An 18,792-nucleotide genomic window follows, 5' to 3' on the forward strand; every position below is an offset into this window, starting at 1 on the left:
ATATCCGAAAGTTCTCTTTATGAGTCTGAATAATTATAACAGAAAAAGAATTTTCACTAACAGCCCGGAGCCCCCTCCGTTACACCATAATAGCGTTGTGTCCCCTTTTAGATTCGTCATACAAAAGCACAGAGCCACCCGTCTGCACTATGACCTTCGCCTTGAACATAAGGGTGTTCTTAAAAGCTGGGCGGTTCCCAGGGGGCCAGCTTTAAATCCGGAGAGCAAAAGGTTTGCAGTGATGGTTGAAGACCACCCCTTAGAGTATCGTCATTTCGAAGGGATTATTCCAGAAGGGAACTATGGCGCAGGGGAGGTAATTATTTGGGATGAAGGTAGCTTTAGTGTAAATGGGTGTAAAGATCGTAAAGAGTGTGAAAATTATTTCGAAAAAGGGCTACAGAAAGGACATATTCAGTTTGAGCTTAGCGGTAAAAAGCTTAAAGGTCTTTTCCACTTAATAAAAACACATGGAAAAGAGGAAAAAGCCTGGTTACTGATAAAAGGCAAAGACAGCTTCTCCTCCAACAGAGATATTTTGTTAGAAGAGCAATCGGTGCGAAGTGATATGACTATTGGGCAGCTCAAAAAAGCAGCAAACCTTTCATTACACAGGGTAGATCAAACAAAACTTGTATCCTTGTTAAGAGATGCCCCGCAGAAAAGCTTTTCGGGCCCTTTAAAGCCAATGAAAGCCACATTGGTGAATACCATTTTTGACCGCCAGGGTTGGTATTTTGAAATCAAATGGGATGGGTACCGAGCAATTGCGGAGTGTTTAGGTGGTGAGGTAAAACTTTATTCCAGAAATGGCAACTCATTTAATGAACTTTTCACCCCGGTAGTTAAGGAGCTGAATAGCTTAGATTTTGATGCGGTATTCGATGGTGAAATCGTTATAGTAGATGAAAATGGCAAATCAGATTTTGGTATGCTTCAGAATTATCGTACTACCGGTAAGGGTATTCTTGTTTACTATATCTTTGATCTGATCTACTATAAAGGCTACGACCTGACTGGATTGGCTCTTCACAGCAGAAAAGAGATGCTTCAAACGATTTTCCCTTCAAATTCAAACCATTTAAAATACAGTAAACACATAGAAACCAATGGTAAGGCTCTCTATAAAGCAGCCCAGGAACACCAACTTGAAGGGGTTATGGCAAAAGACAGTGCAGCCCCATATACCCCTGGAATAAGGAGTCGGCTCTGGCAAAAGGTGAAGATCGTTAAGCAACAGGATATGATTATCGGTGGTTTCACTGAACCTGCGGGTGGTAGAAAGGGACTGGGAGCTTTGATTCTCGGGGTATACGATGAAGGCAAGCTTAAGTATACCGGACATGTAGGTTCGGGTTTCAGTGACAAGATGCTCGGTGACTTACGTCATACACTTGAAGGTAAAAAAATAGAAGCATGTCCTTTTTTCAAAACACCCTGCAAAGACACTAATGCTACATGGGTAAAGCCGGAATTGGTATGCGTGGTAAGGTTTTCAGAATGGACAAGTGATGGTTTTATGCGTCACCCTGTTTTTCTTGGACTCAGAGAGGATATCTCCCCTGAACAAACCATAGAGGAAAAACCACAAAGCACAAAAAAGCGTTTTACAGTAAAATCAAATCAAACCAAAACAAAAATTTCTGGGCATAACCTTATTCTCACCAATACAGATAAAATATACTTTCCAGAGGACAAAATTAGTAAGGGAGAAATAATCGACTACTACAGAGAGATCTACCCCTGGATTCTCCCCCACCTTTCTGAGCGTCCTCAGTCATTACACCGATTCCCGGACGGAATTTACGGAAACCATTTTTTTCATAAGGATATGGAGCATTTACCATACTGGGTTCAGAGTGAAATAATCACAGATTCCGAAAGTTTAGAAGCAACAAAATACCTTCTCTGCCAGGATGAGGCATCCTTGGTTTATATGATAAATCTTGGTGCTATAGAGATCAATCCCTGGATTTCCCGGCGCTCAAGCCAGGACTATCCTGATTACATGGTTATTGATTTAGATCCTCTGGAGTGTCCCTTTTCAGATGTGGTACACACTGCACTTGAGGTTCATTCTGTACTTAATTTAATCGGAGCACCAAATTACATTAAAACATCTGGTTCAAAGGGTATGCACATCTTTGTACCTCTTGAAGCAAAGTACAGTTATGACCAGTCTCGTCAGTTCGCTATGCTTATCTGTCATGCTGTTAACCGACAGCTTCCTGCTACTACAAGCATGGAACGGATACCCTCACGCAGAAGAGGGAAAGTGTACCTCGATTACCTTCAAAACCTAAAGGGTAAAACAATAGCCAGTGTGTATTCATTACGCCCACACCCAGGGGCGCCGGTTTCTACTCCACTTCACTGGGAAGAGGTTACATCCACTCTTAATCCAAAATTGTTTACTATTAAAACAATTTTTAAAAGACTTGGTGAACGGGGGGACCTGTGGAGACCTGTACTTGGTGCAGGTATCAATATGTCTGAGTGCCTTCACAAGCTTGGAGCACTGATTTATGATGTAAAGTAGTTAGTTAAGGAGCTGTGAAAATGGATCATTTTGATGCACTTGTTTTGGCTTCCGATCCGGCTGGGGAACTGAGCCAAGATCCACACATTAAACTCAATGCACACGTTCCTATTCACGGTAAACCTATGCTTGACTGGGTTGTGGATTCGTTACGACAGTGTAGATACATCGGCAAAATTAATGTAGTAGGACCAGATTCACTGGATGAACTCCTTTGTAGCAGGTATATTTCTAAACGTATACCACCAGCAATGGCAACACTGAATAATTTAAGTGGATTATGGAATTCCCAAAGCAATTATTTTCTGGTCATTCCCTGTGAAGCAGTTTATCTTACCAGTGATACTATAGACAAGAGTTTTCAATCATTCACCAAATTAGATACTCAGTTTGCGATTCCCTGTATTGTGCCCGAAAAGGTCAGAATAAATACTCCTGTGGCCCCAAAGGTAGAATGGAAAGGCAAAAAAGTAATACCCGGGGTTATAAGTTTTGTCAGAAAGGGAGCAACTATTCCTCTGGCAATCCATAAACTTAAAAAGCTCGAGCGGAAACGGGATCCTCTGGGCAGTAATAAAGTTATCTTGCCAGCACTTGCAACATTAGAAGAAACCCTGATCGAACGATCTGAATCAGTTTTCAAATACTTTAGTAACAGTAACCAACAGGTTGTGATGTCAATACGTTCAAAAAGGGATTTGGAGTACGCAAAGAGAATGCTTGCTAATCCCTGGCATCCGCGATTTAAAAAAGTAAAAGTTATCGTTAATCCTCATTCGGGACAGGGTATTAAACTTCCTTCACCAATCCTAAAATTCATCGGGCTCCGTAAGCGATCCCTTGATCAAATTCAAAATGCAAAGCAATTAACTGAAACAATTCGGTTATATTTAAATGAAATTGGAATGTATCCGGAATTTTACGTAAGTAAAAGTTCCGAAGATGCTACCCAAACAGCCAGAGCATGTGCAAAGAATAGATATGATCTGGTTATAGCTGCAGGCGGGGATGGATCTATAAATGCTGTAATTAATGGTCTTGCTAAAAGCGAAGTAACCTTTGGAGCTATTCCTCTGGGAACAGTTAATCTCTATGCATTGCAATTGCAGATACCTATGGAGATACGAGCCGCCTGTCAGCTCATTGCTGAGGGTAATACAAAAAAAATTGATCTTGGAAAAGCTGGCAACAAGTATTTCACTTGCTTGTCAGGAATAGGTTTTGATGCTTTTGTAATAAAAAGAGCTGATACTAAATTGAAAAAAATTCTGGGGGCAGCTGCATATATTCTTGTTGGTATTACTAACTTCTTTAAGTATTCGTTTAACCCGGTAATCCTTTATGTTGATAATCAAATTGTACCAAGAAAAGGTTACAGTGTAATTATTGGTAACGGGAAGTATTACAGTTCTAATTTAATCATTTATCCTGATGCAAGTATTGAAGACGGTCTTCTTGACGTTATCATTTTTAAAAACAGAAGCATCCTAAGCATTGTGAACTACCTGCGGGGATTAAGAAAAGGACACCTTACTGAGCATTCTGATATAGAATATTATCTTGGTAAAAGTATAAAAATCGATAAAAAAGGTAAGCACCACGTGCATATAGATGGTGAACCCCACGGACAAACCCCTTTAGATATTTCCATCATTCCAAAAGCTCTAAATGTAGTGTTTTAAAATGCATCTCCATGCCTTCCCTTCCTTTATTTCAAAACCTTTAAGTTCATGCCGTTTTTGAACTAATTTCCGGTAAAAAAAGAGCCACCTGATAAACTATGCAATTAAACCAATTTTAAAGTTGTTTATACTTGACCCAGCTATACAAAAATCGTAATTTAATAGTAATCATTTCTAAATTACTAAATGAGGTATAATATGTTTAAAACAGGTCTCCTTTTATTACCACTACTTCTCTTTTGCTGTGTAGAAAGCCCCAATATCACTGATACAAACTCAGAGCCTCAGACTCCGACAGTGGTTGAACTCTGCTCAGAAACTTTTGACCAGAAGGTTAATGTGGAAAACAGAGTTACCATGGTTAAATTTTATATGAACACCTGCCCTGCCTGTATAGTGATGATAGACACTGTAGAAAAAATAGCAAAGCAGTATGACAGTGAGAATATACTTATAGGTAAAGTTAATGTCAGAGAAGAATCTACCCTGAGCCAAAAATTCACTATACGATCTGTACCTACCTTTATTTTTTTAAGAGGTGGGGAGGAGTACGAAAGAAATATTGGAGTTACCAAACTAGAGAAATTACAGGAACTAATTGATTTGGGCTTCGGTACTGATCAATAGCCATGTGGGGGATGCTACAATAATGAAACTCATACCAGTTTTTTTTGTTATAGTATTGACTTTCAACGTTTTTTCTGAAACAGATACCCGTACGGTTAAATCAAGATTCAACCGTTGTGAAAATACACTGAGACGTGTGGAGCGTCTTTTTTCAAGGTACCAGGAGACATTGGACCGAATCGGACAGGTTGTAGAAAACGACTCTGAGACAGTGAATCGTTTCAACAATCAATTTTCGAGATTGGAAAACAGAGTCGACTATTTTCAGAACAGAATTGAGAGGATACACAATCAACGAAATTCTCTGCATGAAGAGTTACAAACCCAAGGCCCAACCTGTCCTTCATGCGTTGAATCCAATGTCCATCTTTTCTGCAGAACTGCTGAAATGCTTCTTTCCGATATAGAGGAATATATAGACATAGCTTCAGACCTTTATTCACAGATAAGAGAATACGGATCTGTTTTTAAGAAATCGCCAATCCGGGATCAGGCAAAGTTTAAGGAAAGAAAAGTGGAAATGGATTCATTGTATCAGGTATTTGGCAACCTGAAGAATTCTTGTGAGGATCCATCTGTAAATATCCTGTATCAACAAGCAGAAGAAAACCTTACTACAGCCCAGAAACTTTTCCACGCGGATAAGGTAGGAGAGGCTATGGAAAATTTGGAAATATTTGAGCAATTATTCAATATGACACTTCAGAGATGTTATGAATGAATTTATGAACAGCAGGCCTTATATTTTCTTCCTTTTTTTTATCCTGAATTCGCTCTCAGGACCGTTAAAGGCAGAATACCTGAATACTGATTCCATCAACTACAAAGCTTTACGAAAGCACATCACTTCTCAAGATACTGCTTCATATATAGTCAAAACAGCCGACAATCTCGCCAACAGCGGTCTATTTGCAGAAGCATTAGAGCTGCTTAAACCATTCTCCTGTTATCAGTGCAATGATACAGCAGAAAGTCCTGCTACGATAAGCTGGAGAATATCAACAGGGTTCGATTACAACTATCTCCAGGACGTAGATACAGCTGTGATGACCAGGGAGGAATATCAACAATACAGACGTACTTTGGATACCCCACACGCTCTTTGGTTTCGTGCATCAGCTTCATATAATACCCCCCTGGTTTTCTTAAATAGAATAGCCCCCGACCTTTATATCTCAAAACAAACAAATCGCTTTAGAGTACCCTTTTTCATTTTTGATGAAAAAGAACGTCTTCAGCTTAGACCCTCTTTTAAGCTTGAGAAAAGAACTCAGTTTCATGATAATAAAGGGGATGTGTTTGAACCCTTTAAAAACCATCCCTCTGATATGGCCGGTGTTTCACTTTATGGTGAAATAACCAGCACCTCAAACTCCAACAGCCATATCTTTTGGCGCGTACCCCTATCGATAGATTGGACACATTACAGAGAAGATCTGCCAGGATATGAATCAACCATAGACTACAGAATCAATCCTTCCATCGAACTCCAATCCCAAAGCGGAATGATCTCGGCATCATTTCTAACTGAAATTCATTACCAAAGCCATTACAAAAACTTTGATTCACTGAATCTGTTAAATTCCTATGCCAGTAGCGAGATCAGGCTACGCAAGGGAATGCTCTCAACCAGTTTTTGGAGTACATGGATACATGAAAAATATACTAACAATCATTCTATATCTTCGATAAACCGAATAGAATCATCACTAAATGCCTCATACGTTTTAGCACAGTGGCTCAGACCAAGAATAGCAATAACCCATATGCATGAAACAGAAAATCTTAATAAGTATAACGGGATAATTTATGGCAGTGAGTACTCCATTTCAACTCAATTTACCCTTAAACCTCTGAACAATCTTGAATTTGAACCTGGAACAGAACTTAACCTACGCAGCGGTGGAAGCGACCTGTATAACAGTGAGGCAGGTGAACACTATCGCTTTTTGTGGGAACCTCAAACTAGAATCGAACCATTTTTACGTGTTAGATTTTTGAGGGGTATTTTTGATCTGGGGCTATTGGGGGCTTATGCATATGAAAACAGTAGATCAGATTATAAAGACAGCTTTAAGAGCAGAAAAACGATGCGACTTAATTTGGATGGAAGTATCTATCCCACCGATAACTTTTCATTGGGTTTATTTACAGATTACCAATACCGGTCCTATTATCCCTATGGAGTAGTAGGTAAAAGGAGTGAAAACCTTAGTTTTTCAATAAATGCTACAATCAGGATTTATTAGAAATAGATTCAAGAAAACGCCTGCAATCGTGATTTTGATTGCAGGCGTTTTTCTACGCCAGGTATATTCTCTCCAGTGAAGAAGTATTTCTGTTACCTTTTTTATCAACAGCTTCAATGAAAAAGCGGATATCTCCGGCTCCCTGCGGCAATTGTGCAGTGAAATAATCTGCGATCAGTGCCGGATTGGTTCTGGATGGATAGGCTCCGTTGTTTTTCATCTCATACGTTTTCTCTTTACCATTTTGACTTAGTACCAAATTAACTTTTTTTATACCCGAGGTATCGTGTATAAAGGTATGTACCGTACCGGTCTTATCTGCATCTATAAGACAACCCTGCCCCCAGGCTTTCCCTCCCGGGTTTTCGGGAGTAATCCAGGGTGGGAAGATAACCGGTGCAGTGTTATCTTTTCCCGAACCAGTGACTGTATCAAGATGGCCCTTTATGAGGGAATATGCTGAATTAGCAGCATCGGTAACCTGCTGATCCCAAACGTCCTGTCCAGTCCAGTACCAGTAACAACTCGTTTCAGCAGTGAGCATCAGCCGTTTGGCTTTTTCTACTTTTTCATCCTTCATCCCCTGATCCTCAAGAGTGTAAATGCAGTTTTGCAGAGCAGTTAGTACAGCCCATGAATTGAGGTCAGGAGAGTAAGGCTGCTCGTACATACTGAACCATTTTCTAAACTGTGGATCACCATTATCTGCACCGCTCCATGATCCCCCCTCCACGTGTACTGCATTTGCCGGATCAGGTGGAAACAGCTCAAGGTAATCCTCAATTGTGGTCAATTCAAAACGCGGATCTTCATTGAGCCACTCAACCATTCTTGCAGTATTATGTCTGTAATAGCTGTCTGCGCCGCCTCCATGATTATCTCCATCAGAGTGAAGCAGAAAAAATGGGGGGTGTTTGGGATCATAGGAGTTATCCGAAGCTATCTTTTCGTAAAGCTGTGAGAAAACATCATCGTACTGAAGAGCACCAAATCCCCCCCTTGCATCTTCATTACCAATATACCGCTCAGCCGGCACTCCAATAATCTTATGTACCTTTCCCTCTACATCTTCATATTTAATGTATTCTGGTCTCAAAAGTGAGGGGCTGATTTTGCCTGGAGCCCAGATATTTTGCAAAGACATCCAGTCATCAACTGCAGGATTTACCTGCTCAGAAGGGTTCGGTGGAAGCATTCCTTCTTCAATTCCGGGATAGGGATAATCTGCACAGGCACGGTAACGGTGTATTGAGTCATAGATCACCGCTTTAACACCCGCAAGGTTTAACCAGGGTATCATTCTTACATGAAAAGCTGTTTCAGGTGGAAAGAGTATGCCTGAAGCATCAACGCCAAAAACTTTGCGAATTATATCTTTGTGAAGCTCAATCTGTGAAACGATATCCCGTCCTGGTATAAGAGGCATTAAGGGATGATAAAACCCAAAGGCGGTGAAATTAACCCGGTTATTATGTTTTTTGGTTTTCTCATTTGCTATAGAGCGCAAATCATTACTCCATGAATTAAAGGTGCCACCACATAGCCCCTCAGCTGCGCAGCGCTCAAGCTGCTCAATCAATGTACCACTCCAGCTTGTGGAAAGGCCACCATGAGCCAACCCTCCCTTTATATACTGATCTACCGCCTCTTTTATAAAAGAGGTATAGGCTCCCGATCTGCTGGAAAAGATTCCGTCCTTTTCACCATCCCAGTAGGAAGTGTCATTAGCCCGATAATAGGGCTGATGCATATGCTTGTGAATTCCATAGTAGATTTTTACACCACGGCTGTTTCCAACCCGAATTTTTCTCTTCAGGTGCCCCTTTTCATCGACAACTTTAAGAGTAGCAAGTGCTTTCACCCAGTCACCACCACCACTATTTTGCCACTCAGCTTTTTTGCATCCTTCCACCTGAATTTCAAAAGTACCGGCCGGCAGTTCATTTTCGGGGACAGTTACACTGTACATTCCATCTTTTCTCTTCACATCCCTATCTTTAAATATATGCTCCCTTCCCCCTTCCCGGATTATCACCTGCGGAAACGGGATCACCCCATCGGTACCAAACTGCACCTCAAATGAAGCGCTACGCCCCGAAGAAGTAATGGTAACTTTATCCGGTAATTTGACCGAATGTATGGTTGTAAACACTCCATCTTGCATTTGTAACCTCCTGAATGAACTATAGTGGTTTACTACGATTTTTCCGTTTAACTCAGATTACAGCTACTTGTTTACAAATTTTGCAGCATAATATTATTATGAATATATTGCCTGGTCAATACAGATGCACCTTTTTTTGTATCATTTATCGAGAAGTTAAATTTATCACAGACTGTTTCTGTATTCTTGCATACAAAAAGTGTACCCAAAAATCGTACAATTCCCTATTTCTGGTACAGCAATTGAAAGGTATAATAGTCTAAAGCAGATAGTGGTATGAATTCATTATTGCAAGGAACTTCAGGAGTGTTGTATGATGCGCAAACGAGCTGCGATATTTGACTTGGATGGGACACTTATCCCAAACACCAGTGCAGAAAGTACTTTCTTTTTCCATTTGCTTAAATCTGGTGGTCTCAATGTAAGAAATGTGTTTCAGATGCTTGGTGCCATTTGGACTGCCAGGGGTAATCTGCATGACATGGTTCGTGGAAACAAACGGTACCTGAAAAATAAGCCGGTTGAGAAGTTTGAAAGTGTAGCTCATGAGTTTTTTGAACCTCGTATAGAAACTATGATTTTCCCTGAGATGAAGGAGGTCATAGAAAAACATCGCAGCGAGGGAGACCTTCTACTTTTGCTAACAGGCACACTTGATGTGATTGCAGCCTGCTTTGTTCGCAAACTACAATTTGATGGGTATGAAGCAGCAACGCTTGAAATTAGAGACGGTCACTACACCGGCAAACTAAACGGTACCCTTCCCTACGGGATGGGGAAGCTTGAAGTGTTACGAAATCTAAAAGACCGACACAATTTCGACAGGAACCAAACCTATCTCTATGCCAACATCTTCTCTGACCGGTATGTATTAAATGCAGTTGAGCATCCGGTTGCAGTGAATCCTGACTCCAAGCTAAGAAGTTACTCTAAACGCCTGGGGTGGAATGTGATCGATGTCACAAAGAAGACAAGCACATTAATACCTTAATCGGTAACATTTACCGATTAAGGTATTAATTTCTACTCTGTTCAATTATACCTCAATTCCTAAAAACCCCATTTTTACCACCCTGCGAGCCAAATCTACCCCTTTAGAAGAATTGGTACGCAAGTTGCTGTATCTAAGGGGCAGGTGTTATGCCGCAAGGCATATGTGTGTGATGATGATGGGGTATCAGGCGAAAGCCTGAGGAAGAGAGAGCTTCGGCTCTCTCTTTTTTTTTATATCATACCAAATTACCCTATAAACACTGCTTCTACCTGCCAAACAAATTGCACAAAAGAGCGCATTCATTTATTCTTTATAGTTTCCAGTAAGCCTTTTGTCCAAAGGAGATTATTTTGCACAAATGTCTGGTTATGTTCTCAGGGGGATTAGACAGCGTCGTCGCTGCACATCTGCTAAAAAACCAGGGGCTGGAAGTCACTGCCCTTCACTTTCTTCTCCCCTTCTTCTCTGGTATTAATTACCCCTGCGATCAGGTGAAAGAATATGCCAACACGCTAAATATCCCTATTCTTATTGAAGAGGAGGGGGTAGAGTTTCTCAATATGATTAAAACCCCTGCCTTTGGTTTTGGAAAAAATGCTAACCCCTGCCTGGATTGCAGAATACATCGTCTCAAAAAAGCGGCAAAAATTATGGAAAACAACGGCTTCGCTTTTTTGGCCACAGGGGAGGTAATTGGCCAAAGACCTATGTCACAACGTATTGATTGCCTCAACAGAGCGGAGAAGATTTCAGGGCTTAAGGGGCGACTGCTTCGACCCCTGAGTGCAAAAAAACTCCCTCCCACGGAAGCAGAACTTTCGGGCATAGTAGATAGAGAAAAACTGCTGGATATATCGGGACGGGGCAGAAAGACTCAACTTGACTATGCCCGGCATCACAGACTCAAGTACGCCACTCCGGCAGGAGGGTGCCTCCTGACTAACCAGGAAACAGCAACACGGTATTACGAGTTACTACAGCATAATGAAGATTTTTCTCTCCCTGACTTCAAACTCCTTGCTTATGGAAGGCACTTTCGGCTATCACCAACCTTTAAGTTAGTGGTTTCAAGAAATGAGAGTGAAAACACCATACTGGACCACATTAGAAACAACAATCACACGTTTTTAGTGATGAAAGATGTTACCGGTCCGGTAGGTCTTGGAATAGGCACTCTAAACGATAAGCTTCTTAACCAGAGTGCATCAATCCTTGCCCGGTTTTCTAAGGCAAGAGATAAGGCTGAAGTGAACGTTGAAGCAACTATAGAGAAAAGGTCAACACTTATCAGGGTCAGACCGGCCAGAGAAGAGGAGATCTGCTCTTTAAGGATTGTAAGCACTCACATTAGAGCCTCTTAGAACTGGAACCAGAGCCTATTATGTACAGCAAAGGCTCCTGTTGCCATTCTCTAACCTCTATGCTCCCATTTTATATCAGGAATTTTCTTTATATTGATTCTGAAATGGAATCCGGGGTTGAGGCTTTCCGGTCTCAAAGAGAAATACATCTCCCAACACTCAAGATCAGCTCTTATCACAAACTGGTTTCTTACAAACTGATCGGTCATAAAGTTATATCTTCCACTCCAGTCTATTGACCAGTTTCTTGAGATGTTTATTCCGGCGGAAGCGTTTAAGGTGTATTGTTTTTCCGGAATAAAAGGCTCTCCCGGAAGAGCTCGTTTAGCGGTGTAACTAAAAGCTGGTGTAACACTCACCCGCCAGGACTGAGGCCCGGCATTTTTGTAATCGATCGAATTGCTATCATAGAGCGAATCCAAAACGTTAAAGTCTCCATCCCAAAGCGTACCGTTTAAGCCGATACTCCCGGTAGATAACGTAAAACTATACTCTTTGGGAATTGGTGTCGACAAACGATCATCTGCATCATAGAGCCAGAATTCTGAATTAAAACGGGCATTTATTGATCGGTATGAAGTAGAGGCATTTAGGTTAAGGTTATTCCATTTTCTCGATTCTGCTTCAAAATCATAGCTTGTGCGAAGATTGGCCGAGAGGATATGAAACTTCTCTTCCCTGATCTCTTCACCCGCCAAAACTTCCCGTTTCCCTTCAAACTGATTCCCTAAGCTTAGTGTAAACAATTGCTGGCGATCCCGGGCTCTGTCATAGGGGATGCCTACATCAAAAAAATCGTAGGCAAGTTCATTTTCCGGTATAAACCTGTAGCCAATAGAAGGTGATACGGTATGGCGAAGCCCGGTAAAATTGAACAGCCGAAAATCAAATATCCCATAAATATTGGTAGATGCGGTTATCCCGGTTTGCCAGGTCGCCACGTTTTTAAATACGTTATCCAGTGTATCACGGACATACTGAGTTCTGGGCTCACTTCTTTTGACAAAAGTATATGTCGTCTCTGGATCGCCCCATTGGTTTACAAAAACATTGGTTTGAATATCTAAGGTGTCATAATTCTCATACCGACTGTCCTCATTTAGATTGTCCACCGTATAACTTACGGTGTCATAAATATAAAAGGAATCCAGTTTGGTGGTATCGATAGCTCCGTAAAAACTTGAAAGCCTTGCTGAGAAGGTGGGATTAAGAGTGATATAATTGAATAGTTTCTGAGGAGCTGAGAGGTCAAAATTCTGTGTCATACCAGGCCTTATAAATCCTGGGAGAGAGTCATTTCCATAGGCATTACGGCGAACATTTGCCCGTGAATTGTAGGAATAATAGATTTTTTCATACCAGACTTCTTCATCATCGGTTCTGCCTGTGCCCGATTCTGCAGAGAAAAGGGGTCTGGTTGGCAGCCTGAAATCAACTGAGGGTAAATCCTCCACTATATGATCTGTTGAAAGATTATGGCGGCGATTCCACACCAGATTTGCACTTGCATTAATATTTTGAAAAGAATGACTCAGTGATAAATTTGCAGTAAGGTTCTGCTCTTCGATTTCATCTGAATCTTCGCTAAACATCTGATAAAAATCGCTTCTCGAAACCAAACTTCCGCTTCCGGTTAAGCGGGTTCTGCCATCCGGTGTCAGCATTTGATTATGTCGGTAATCAAGGGCCCAGATCCTGCTCGAGATATCTATATCATTATCCAGAGCATACCTTGCGGAGATACGCCCATCAAGGGTGTATCGTAGTGCATACTGACTTGCAGCATTAAGTACCAGATGGTTAAACTCCTGAATTTTTGACCTGAATACAAAATCGACATAATCATTAGGGGCATAATAGTAGCCAAGATTATCGATATAGCCCCCCCTGCCAGGCTGCCCCCCCCACACGGGAGTAAGCCATCCACTTCTTCTTCCCCGCTCAAGAGGAAATATAAAGTAGGGTAAAAGAGCTACAGGGGCATCTGCAATATTTAACACTACAGGCCTGCTGATAATCATATCCTCAGGTATAATTTTTATATTCCGCCCATAAAAATAGTAATCAGGGTTTTCAACATGAGCACAGGAGGTATAATCACCCTCATCGACATAAATTTCGTTATCTTCTGTCATAAGAATCTGGTTTCCACTGAACCAGGCGTCATCGAAGCGTGTAGTGGCATGCTTAACCCTACCCCGGCGGGTTTCGATGTTATACACCATATACTCACCAACCGTAGTGTCTCTTCCCTCAATGAGCTGCGGTTTGCCAGAAGCACGGAACTGATTATCATCGATGGTATAGATAATTGTATCCGCCTGAAGAGTCAGGTTTTGATATCTAACCTGAGCCCTTCCTGCCAGATAAAGCACATTGGCATTGAAATCGTAGTCTATCTCATCCGATTCATAATAAATGGTATCTGTTATGGCGCTTGGGGAGGTATCTGCATCTGCTGTATCTACAGAAAAGATATCATCAGCATAAGTAGCATGCATAAAAGCAAACAGAATCATCCACCAAATCAGATATGATATTTTTACACCCGTTTTGTGCTTCTTCTCTTCATAGGACAGTTGCGGGTATAGTAGTTTTTTTAATATTGAGTTCATTAACCCGTTATCATGGAAAAGTGATCTTTTTTAAAACCCTGTGTTTAAATCTTATGATTCTCCTTAGCAGCAGATAAGCTCTGAGCCAGAGAAAAAGAACGATATCTCCTGCCGTGCTGTTTCAGGAGCATCGGAGCCATGACAGGCATTACGCTGAACACTTGTGGCAAACTCTTTTCTGATTGTCCCCTCTTTTGCCTTCTCGAAATTGGTTGCTCCAATCAGTTCTCTCCACTTAAGGATTGCTCCCTGTGCCTGCAAAACCATTACTATACAACGGTCACTGGTCATAAAATCCACCAGTTCTTCATAGAAAGGCTTACCCTTATGAACAGCATAAAATTCCCCTGCAAGTTTTTCGCTTAACTTAAGCATCTTCATACCTACAATCTCAAATCCACTCTCCTCAATGCGAGTGATTATTTTCCCTGCCAATTCTCTGCCAACAACATCAGGTTTAATGATTGCAAGAGTCCTCTCTTCACCACTCATTTTAGCCTCCTTAGGGGTAATTTATTTCTAAAACTACTCTTTGGATCGCTTCCGCGTAGAATTTTTGTATATCTAATAAATTCAGGTTATGTGAAACTCATGGACCGGTTGTATATTCTTTTTGAATACAGAATATACTTTGAGGGGACATCTTTTCGCACCAGAGCTTTAAAAGAACTATCAAACAGCGAGGATTTAATGAGCTTACGTACCTATTTGCGGCCACATTTTCTGTTTATTATCACTGTTTTTTTGTTTGCAACCACTATTTTTGCTCAGGATCCCCCCCCTCAGTCTTTAGCTGACGCTGATCAGCAAATTCTGGATGAAAAAGTCACATTAAAAATAATTTCCGAACCCACCGGTGCATCTGTTGCGGTAAATGAAATAAAGTATGGAAAAACCCCTGCACTGGTTGAGGGACTCGAAATTGGAACACATCAAATTGAATTAAGCAAAAGCGGCCATTACCGTAGGGTTCTTAGAGTTACCGTAAATAACCCCGGGGAAAGGGAATTAAGCCTAAAACTTCAGGCTCCGGCATCACTTGCAGTTATCAGCGAACCTTCAGATGCTCAGATTAGTATCGATGATAAGGTGGTTGGCAGCACCCCTTTTCGAATTCCTCAGATCAGACCCGGTGATTATACACTAACTTCCTCCCTTTCAGGCTATAAGCCACTGGAAAAAGAGATAACACTTGAAAGTGGAGCCCAAGATACTCTTAGATTGATCCTCGAGACAGCGGAAGCTGAAATGGTATACCAGGACCAAGAGCCTGCACAGGAACAGGCAACCGATACAGAGCCTGCGCAGGAACAGGCAACCGTTACAGAGCCTGCGCAGGAACAGACAATCGATACAGAGCCAGCGCAGGAACAGGCAACCGATACAGAGCCTGCGCAGGAACAGACAATCGATGCAGAGCCTGCGCAGGAACAACCTAGCGAAGATGTCACAGAAATTGCTACTACAGATGAAACCAAAACCAGAATTACCCAAGAACCAACAAATGAGCAGGAGCAGCAGAACCTAGATTCAATGATTGAACAAACCAGAGCGCCCCAAACATCGCGGCGCAGACCGCTGCGAAGACTAAGCCCCCCGGCCATGATCGCTTTTGGGGCATTTGTGGTTTTCAGCTTTGTACTGTTTGGAGTAGAAAGGTCGAGTCACTGATTTTATGAAGCATTTTTCACTTTTATTCTCAGCTTTGGTTTCTCTTTTTATATCAGTATCATTTTGCACAATCCAGGCACAACTGGTAACAATTCCGGCAGGTAGTTTTCAAATAGGCTCAGAAAACGGCTCCAGTGATGAGCGACCGGTGAGAAGTTTGCGTATGGACTCCTTTGGTATGCACGCCACCGAAGTAACCTATAGCATGTATCAGGAGTGCGTTGATCAGGGCAGGTGCACTCCGGCTCATTACGATGATGGTAACTGTCTTCAGTGGGACGGTAGACAGTTTAATACTGTGATAGTGCCTCAACAATTCAGAGGAGATGATTATCCGGTGATTTGTGTAACCTGGCAGCAGGCAAGAGCATTTTGCCACTCCTTAGGCATGAGACTTCCAACTGAAGCTCAGTGGGAGTACGCTGCAAGAGCAGGTGGCAATCAACAGTTTGCAAACCAATTGCCCGGTCAGGGAAACTGTAGCCCCGGTAACAGCAAGGGGCCACAAAGGGTTGGCTCATGTGAACCAAACCGTTGGGGGCTTTATGATATGACCGGCAATGTGTGGGAGTGGACTTCAGATAACTACGAAAGTGATGCTTACAGAAACTTCAGTGATGCAAACCCTACAGGACCAAGGGCTGGATTGTACAAATCAGTTCGGGGTGGTGGCTGGTACAGTGAGGGTATGCAGCTCCGTATAACAAACCGCCACTGGTTCTCCCCAACATTTGCAGAGGCAAGTGTTGGGTTCAGATGCGTTAAATAGGGAGGTATAGAGATGTCTAAAATATTAAGTATAATACCCTTACTAATTCTCTTTTCTACTGTATACGCACAAATTAAGGTTGAGGTAGAGCGGGAAGGTAGACGGATTCAGGTGGATGGGTTTCTGGTAGAATGGAATCCTGAGCATGCATCCCCCTGGCCCCAAACCCCGTTTACCTTTGATGTCATATATTCGCCTGAAGGAATCGCAGGATATTTTTCATCTCTGGATCAGCCGGTTTGTTCAGTTTGGGTGTTCTCTGCCACCCCTCAGGAGGATCTCACCTTTAATTTCAGTGTTCCTCCCACCGATACACATTCTGACCTTTATGCCATCGATATGTTGCGTTACGACAGCCTTGGAACCCTCACTATGGAATGGTTAATTCCCTTTGATGAGTTAGAAATCGATCAACAAGGTAACTATAGGGTGCAGTTTGATGCAGTTAGCGACTGCAATGACACTCTCCCCACCCTTATATTTACCGGAACCATAGATCAGACCATTTTTACCCCGGGGATGGTTATACAGGGTATTCTTATTGTTATACTCATTGTGGTTTATGTGTTTGTGTGGCGCTGGGTCAGGAGTCGAACTCGCCGAAGGGGATCGCCTCATCAATCAGCATAATGGGGATATCTTCCCTGATAGGATACAAATATTTACGATCTTCACGAAGCAGTCCTGAATCGATAGGTTCTTTTACGACCTCACCACCCCGGTTCTTGAGCTCACCGGACTTAATCTTTTCATTGATTTTTTTTACCACCTCACCCTCTATGAGCTCAACATCCTGCTTTGTTTCGGGGCAGCAGAGTATATCGAGTAATTCCTTATCGACCATTTTTCATATCTCCTTTTTATGAAGCTGGGATTATTTTACGCTATTAACATACATTTTCGCTCTGCACTCATACAAGAGAGTTGGTAAATGCCGGCTACTTTCTGATAGTTGCCTACACCTGTTTTCAACGGAGCTTATTGCCAGAAGCCCTGACTTAAAGTACTCAACCCATCTCATTTCAAAAATAATTCACCAAATTCATACTACTAATAGAGTTTTCTCCACACATGCTAACTGTGTTTTAGATATATACCACTCTGACCATCGGTTTCCAATCCATGGTCAAATTTAATTATCGAGAACCCATATTCCTCAACTATGGAAAATAGGTAGTCTTTGTTGTATCTAACAATATGTAAGGGACCGGATATTTTTAAGCGGTAATCCGGTGGGTTTATGGTTATATCAGGAACATCTTTTTCCACAAAAGTAGTAAAGAACACTTTTCCATCTCTTTTTAAAACACGAGCGAAATTGCTTAAATAGGCTCGCATATCGTTCTCTTCTAAATGTGAGAAAACAGAGTACAGATATACTATGTCTACCGATTTATCTTCAGTATCCAGCTTATAACCTTCATCCGTTTTCTTGCCCTGTTTGTTATAGCGTTCATTATAGATATCCAGATGTTTAAACAAAAAGGTTGGATGGCTCTTTGCGATATACCTGTTACACCAATCAATAGCCTTTTGGTTAACATCCATACCGGTATAGTGAAGGTTACTCATGATTCTTAAAAGGCCTATTGGTAACCTTCCCTGACCACATCCCACATCCAGCACTTTACTGTTTTCCGAACACCCGAGCACCTCCACGAGTCTTCTGGCTTCATTTTCTGAGGATTTCAGATAGTATTCATCATTTTTAAACTCAGGTCCGCACCATCTTCGATCAGGAGACGGTATAACAGATCCGGAAACAGTAATGTGGTCTGATTTAGATATGAGTCGCTTGGTTTTAGAGAGGATTTTGAGAAAAGAGTTCTTTGCCAAATGGGTGGTTCCGTACATATCTCATTTCCTTTAATAGAGTAGTTTTAGATTTAAAAAGAAAGGATATAACTGGAAACGGGAATTTATCTGCTGTATACAGCTCAACGCTAAGTGAAAAATAGAGTGAATTATAAAGATAAATCAATCGCCCTTAAACAAAAACAATTTTTACCAAAGCTGCTTCTGAACAAGCTCTGTGATAAATTGTACTGATTTAACTAACAATATGATTCTCTTTTATTAGTCCGTTCTAATACAGTAATTACAGGTATCGGTTTTGATTTT

General features: G+C 41.5%; 15 protein-coding genes. 10 read left to right on the top strand and 5 right to left on the bottom strand.

Features of this window, described 5'->3' with window-relative positions; all coding sequences use genetic code 11:
- Positions 1–19 precede the first annotated feature (19 nt).
- The 5 genes from ligD to QA601_02010 all read left to right on the top strand — a co-directional run bounded on the left by ligD (position 20) and on the right by QA601_02010 (position 7,097).
- Positions 20–2,539, top strand: a complete 2,520-nt coding sequence (gene ligD, locus QA601_01990) for a DNA ligase D (GenBank protein MDG5813833.1) — start codon at positions 20–22, stop codon at positions 2,537–2,539.
- 20 nt (positions 2,540–2,559) lie between these two features.
- The gene (locus QA601_01995; protein MDG5813834.1) at positions 2,560–4,221 is read left to right on the top strand and encodes a YegS/Rv2252/BmrU family lipid kinase; all 1,662 of its coding nucleotides are present in this window, start codon (positions 2,560–2,562) and stop codon (positions 4,219–4,221) included.
- Between the two features lie 198 nt (positions 4,222–4,419).
- Complete coding sequence (locus tag QA601_02000; protein ID MDG5813835.1) at positions 4,420–4,848, top strand: thioredoxin family protein; 429 nt, start codon at positions 4,420–4,422, stop codon at positions 4,846–4,848.
- 22 nt (positions 4,849–4,870) lie between these two features.
- Positions 4,871–5,569, top strand: a complete 699-nt coding sequence (locus tag QA601_02005; protein MDG5813836.1) for a hypothetical protein — start codon at positions 4,871–4,873, stop codon at positions 5,567–5,569.
- Positions 5,562–7,097, top strand: coding sequence for a hypothetical protein (locus QA601_02010; GenBank protein ID MDG5813837.1), 1,536 nt, complete (start codon positions 5,562–5,564; stop codon positions 7,095–7,097). The genes QA601_02005 and QA601_02010 overlap by 8 nt, the downstream gene beginning before the upstream one ends.
- 52 nt (positions 7,098–7,149) lie before the next feature.
- Here QA601_02010 and QA601_02015 read toward each other — a convergent pair whose 3' ends face one another.
- Positions 7,150–9,261, bottom strand: coding sequence for a hypothetical protein (locus QA601_02015; GenBank protein MDG5813838.1), 2,112 nt, complete (start codon positions 9,259–9,261; stop codon positions 7,150–7,152).
- A gap of 313 nt (positions 9,262–9,574) precedes the next feature.
- Between QA601_02015 and QA601_02020 the strand changes: the two genes are divergently transcribed.
- Positions 9,575–10,252, top strand: a complete 678-nt coding sequence (locus tag QA601_02020; protein ID MDG5813839.1) for an HAD-IB family hydrolase — start codon at positions 9,575–9,577, stop codon at positions 10,250–10,252.
- 353 nt (positions 10,253–10,605) lie between these two features.
- Positions 10,606–11,616, top strand: a complete 1,011-nt coding sequence (locus tag QA601_02025) for a hypothetical protein (GenBank protein MDG5813840.1) — start codon at positions 10,606–10,608, stop codon at positions 11,614–11,616.
- 50 nt (positions 11,617–11,666) lie between these two features.
- Here QA601_02025 and QA601_02030 read toward each other — a convergent pair whose 3' ends face one another.
- Both QA601_02030 and ndk read right to left on the bottom strand, forming a co-directional pair.
- Positions 11,667–14,231 carry a putative LPS assembly protein LptD gene (locus tag QA601_02030; protein ID MDG5813841.1) on the bottom strand — a complete coding sequence of 855 codons (2,565 nt, stop codon included), beginning with the start codon at positions 14,229–14,231 and terminating at the stop codon, positions 11,667–11,669.
- A 63-nt stretch (positions 14,232–14,294) separates the two neighbouring features.
- The gene (gene ndk / locus QA601_02035; protein ID MDG5813842.1) at positions 14,295–14,723 is read right to left on the bottom strand and encodes a nucleoside-diphosphate kinase; all 429 of its coding nucleotides are present in this window, start codon (positions 14,721–14,723) and stop codon (positions 14,295–14,297) included.
- A 99-nt stretch (positions 14,724–14,822) separates the two neighbouring features.
- Between ndk and QA601_02040 the strand changes: the two genes are divergently transcribed.
- From QA601_02040 to QA601_02050, 3 genes are read left to right on the top strand one after another with little or no spacing between them, the layout of a single operon-like run.
- Positions 14,823–15,902 (top strand): PEGA domain-containing protein, encoded by a 1,080-nt coding sequence (locus tag QA601_02040; protein MDG5813843.1) that lies wholly within the window; start codon positions 14,823–14,825, stop codon positions 15,900–15,902.
- Between the two features lie 4 nt (positions 15,903–15,906).
- A complete protein-coding gene (locus QA601_02045) occupies positions 15,907–16,671 on the top strand; it encodes an SUMF1/EgtB/PvdO family nonheme iron enzyme (GenBank protein ID MDG5813844.1) in 765 nt (254 codons plus the stop codon).
- Positions 16,672–16,683: 12 nt separating this feature from the next.
- Complete coding sequence (locus tag QA601_02050) at positions 16,684–17,301, top strand: hypothetical protein (GenBank protein ID MDG5813845.1); 618 nt, start codon at positions 16,684–16,686, stop codon at positions 17,299–17,301.
- Here QA601_02050 and QA601_02055 read toward each other — a convergent pair.
- Together QA601_02055 and QA601_02060 are read right to left on the bottom strand one after the other, a co-directional pair.
- Positions 17,255–17,515 carry a Trm112 family protein gene (locus QA601_02055; GenBank protein ID MDG5813846.1) on the bottom strand — a complete coding sequence of 87 codons (261 nt, stop codon included), beginning with the start codon at positions 17,513–17,515 and terminating at the stop codon, positions 17,255–17,257. The genes QA601_02050 and QA601_02055 overlap by 47 nt on opposite strands.
- Positions 17,516–17,745: 230 nt before the next feature.
- The gene (locus QA601_02060) at positions 17,746–18,525 is read right to left on the bottom strand and encodes a class I SAM-dependent methyltransferase (protein MDG5813847.1); all 780 of its coding nucleotides are present in this window, start codon (positions 18,523–18,525) and stop codon (positions 17,746–17,748) included.
- Positions 18,526–18,792 lie beyond the last annotated feature (267 nt).

It is taken from the genome of Chitinispirillales bacterium ANBcel5 (assembly GCA_029688955.1).
GTDB lineage: Bacteria > Fibrobacterota > Chitinivibrionia > Chitinivibrionales > Chitinispirillaceae > Cellulosispirillum > Cellulosispirillum alkaliphilum.

Excerpts from the sequence above, each read along its gene's own strand:
- QA601_02040 (MDG5813843.1), top strand. The coding sequence starts at position 14,823 with ATGGACCGGTTGTATATTCTTTTTGAATACAGAATATACTTTGAGGGG.
- QA601_02010 (MDG5813837.1), top strand. The coding sequence starts at position 5,562 with ATGAATGAATTTATGAACAGCAGGCCTTATATTTTCTTCCTTTTTTTT.
- QA601_02045 (MDG5813844.1), top strand. The coding sequence starts at position 15,907 with ATGAAGCATTTTTCACTTTTATTCTCAGCTTTGGTTTCTCTTTTTATA.
- QA601_02005 (MDG5813836.1), top strand. The coding sequence starts at position 4,871 with ATGAAACTCATACCAGTTTTTTTTGTTATAGTATTGACTTTCAACGTT.
- QA601_02020 (MDG5813839.1), top strand. The coding sequence starts at position 9,575 with ATGATGCGCAAACGAGCTGCGATATTTGACTTGGATGGGACACTTATC.
- ndk (MDG5813842.1), bottom strand. The coding sequence starts at position 14,723 with ATGAGTGGTGAAGAGAGGACTCTTGCAATCATTAAACCTGATGTTGTT.
- QA601_02060 (MDG5813847.1), bottom strand. The coding sequence starts at position 18,525 with ATGTACGGAACCACCCATTTGGCAAAGAACTCTTTTCTCAAAATCCTC.
- QA601_02050 (MDG5813845.1), top strand. The coding sequence starts at position 16,684 with ATGTCTAAAATATTAAGTATAATACCCTTACTAATTCTCTTTTCTACT.
- QA601_01995 (MDG5813834.1), top strand. The coding sequence starts at position 2,560 with ATGGATCATTTTGATGCACTTGTTTTGGCTTCCGATCCGGCTGGGGAA.
- QA601_02055 (MDG5813846.1), bottom strand. The coding sequence starts at position 17,515 with ATGGTCGATAAGGAATTACTCGATATACTCTGCTGCCCCGAAACAAAG.
- ligD (MDG5813833.1), top strand. The coding sequence starts at position 20 with ATGAGTCTGAATAATTATAACAGAAAAAGAATTTTCACTAACAGCCCG.
- QA601_02000 (MDG5813835.1), top strand. The coding sequence starts at position 4,420 with ATGTTTAAAACAGGTCTCCTTTTATTACCACTACTTCTCTTTTGCTGT.
- QA601_02030 (MDG5813841.1), bottom strand. The coding sequence starts at position 14,231 with ATGAACTCAATATTAAAAAAACTACTATACCCGCAACTGTCCTATGAA.
- QA601_02015 (MDG5813838.1), bottom strand. The coding sequence starts at position 9,261 with ATGCAAGATGGAGTGTTTACAACCATACATTCGGTCAAATTACCGGAT.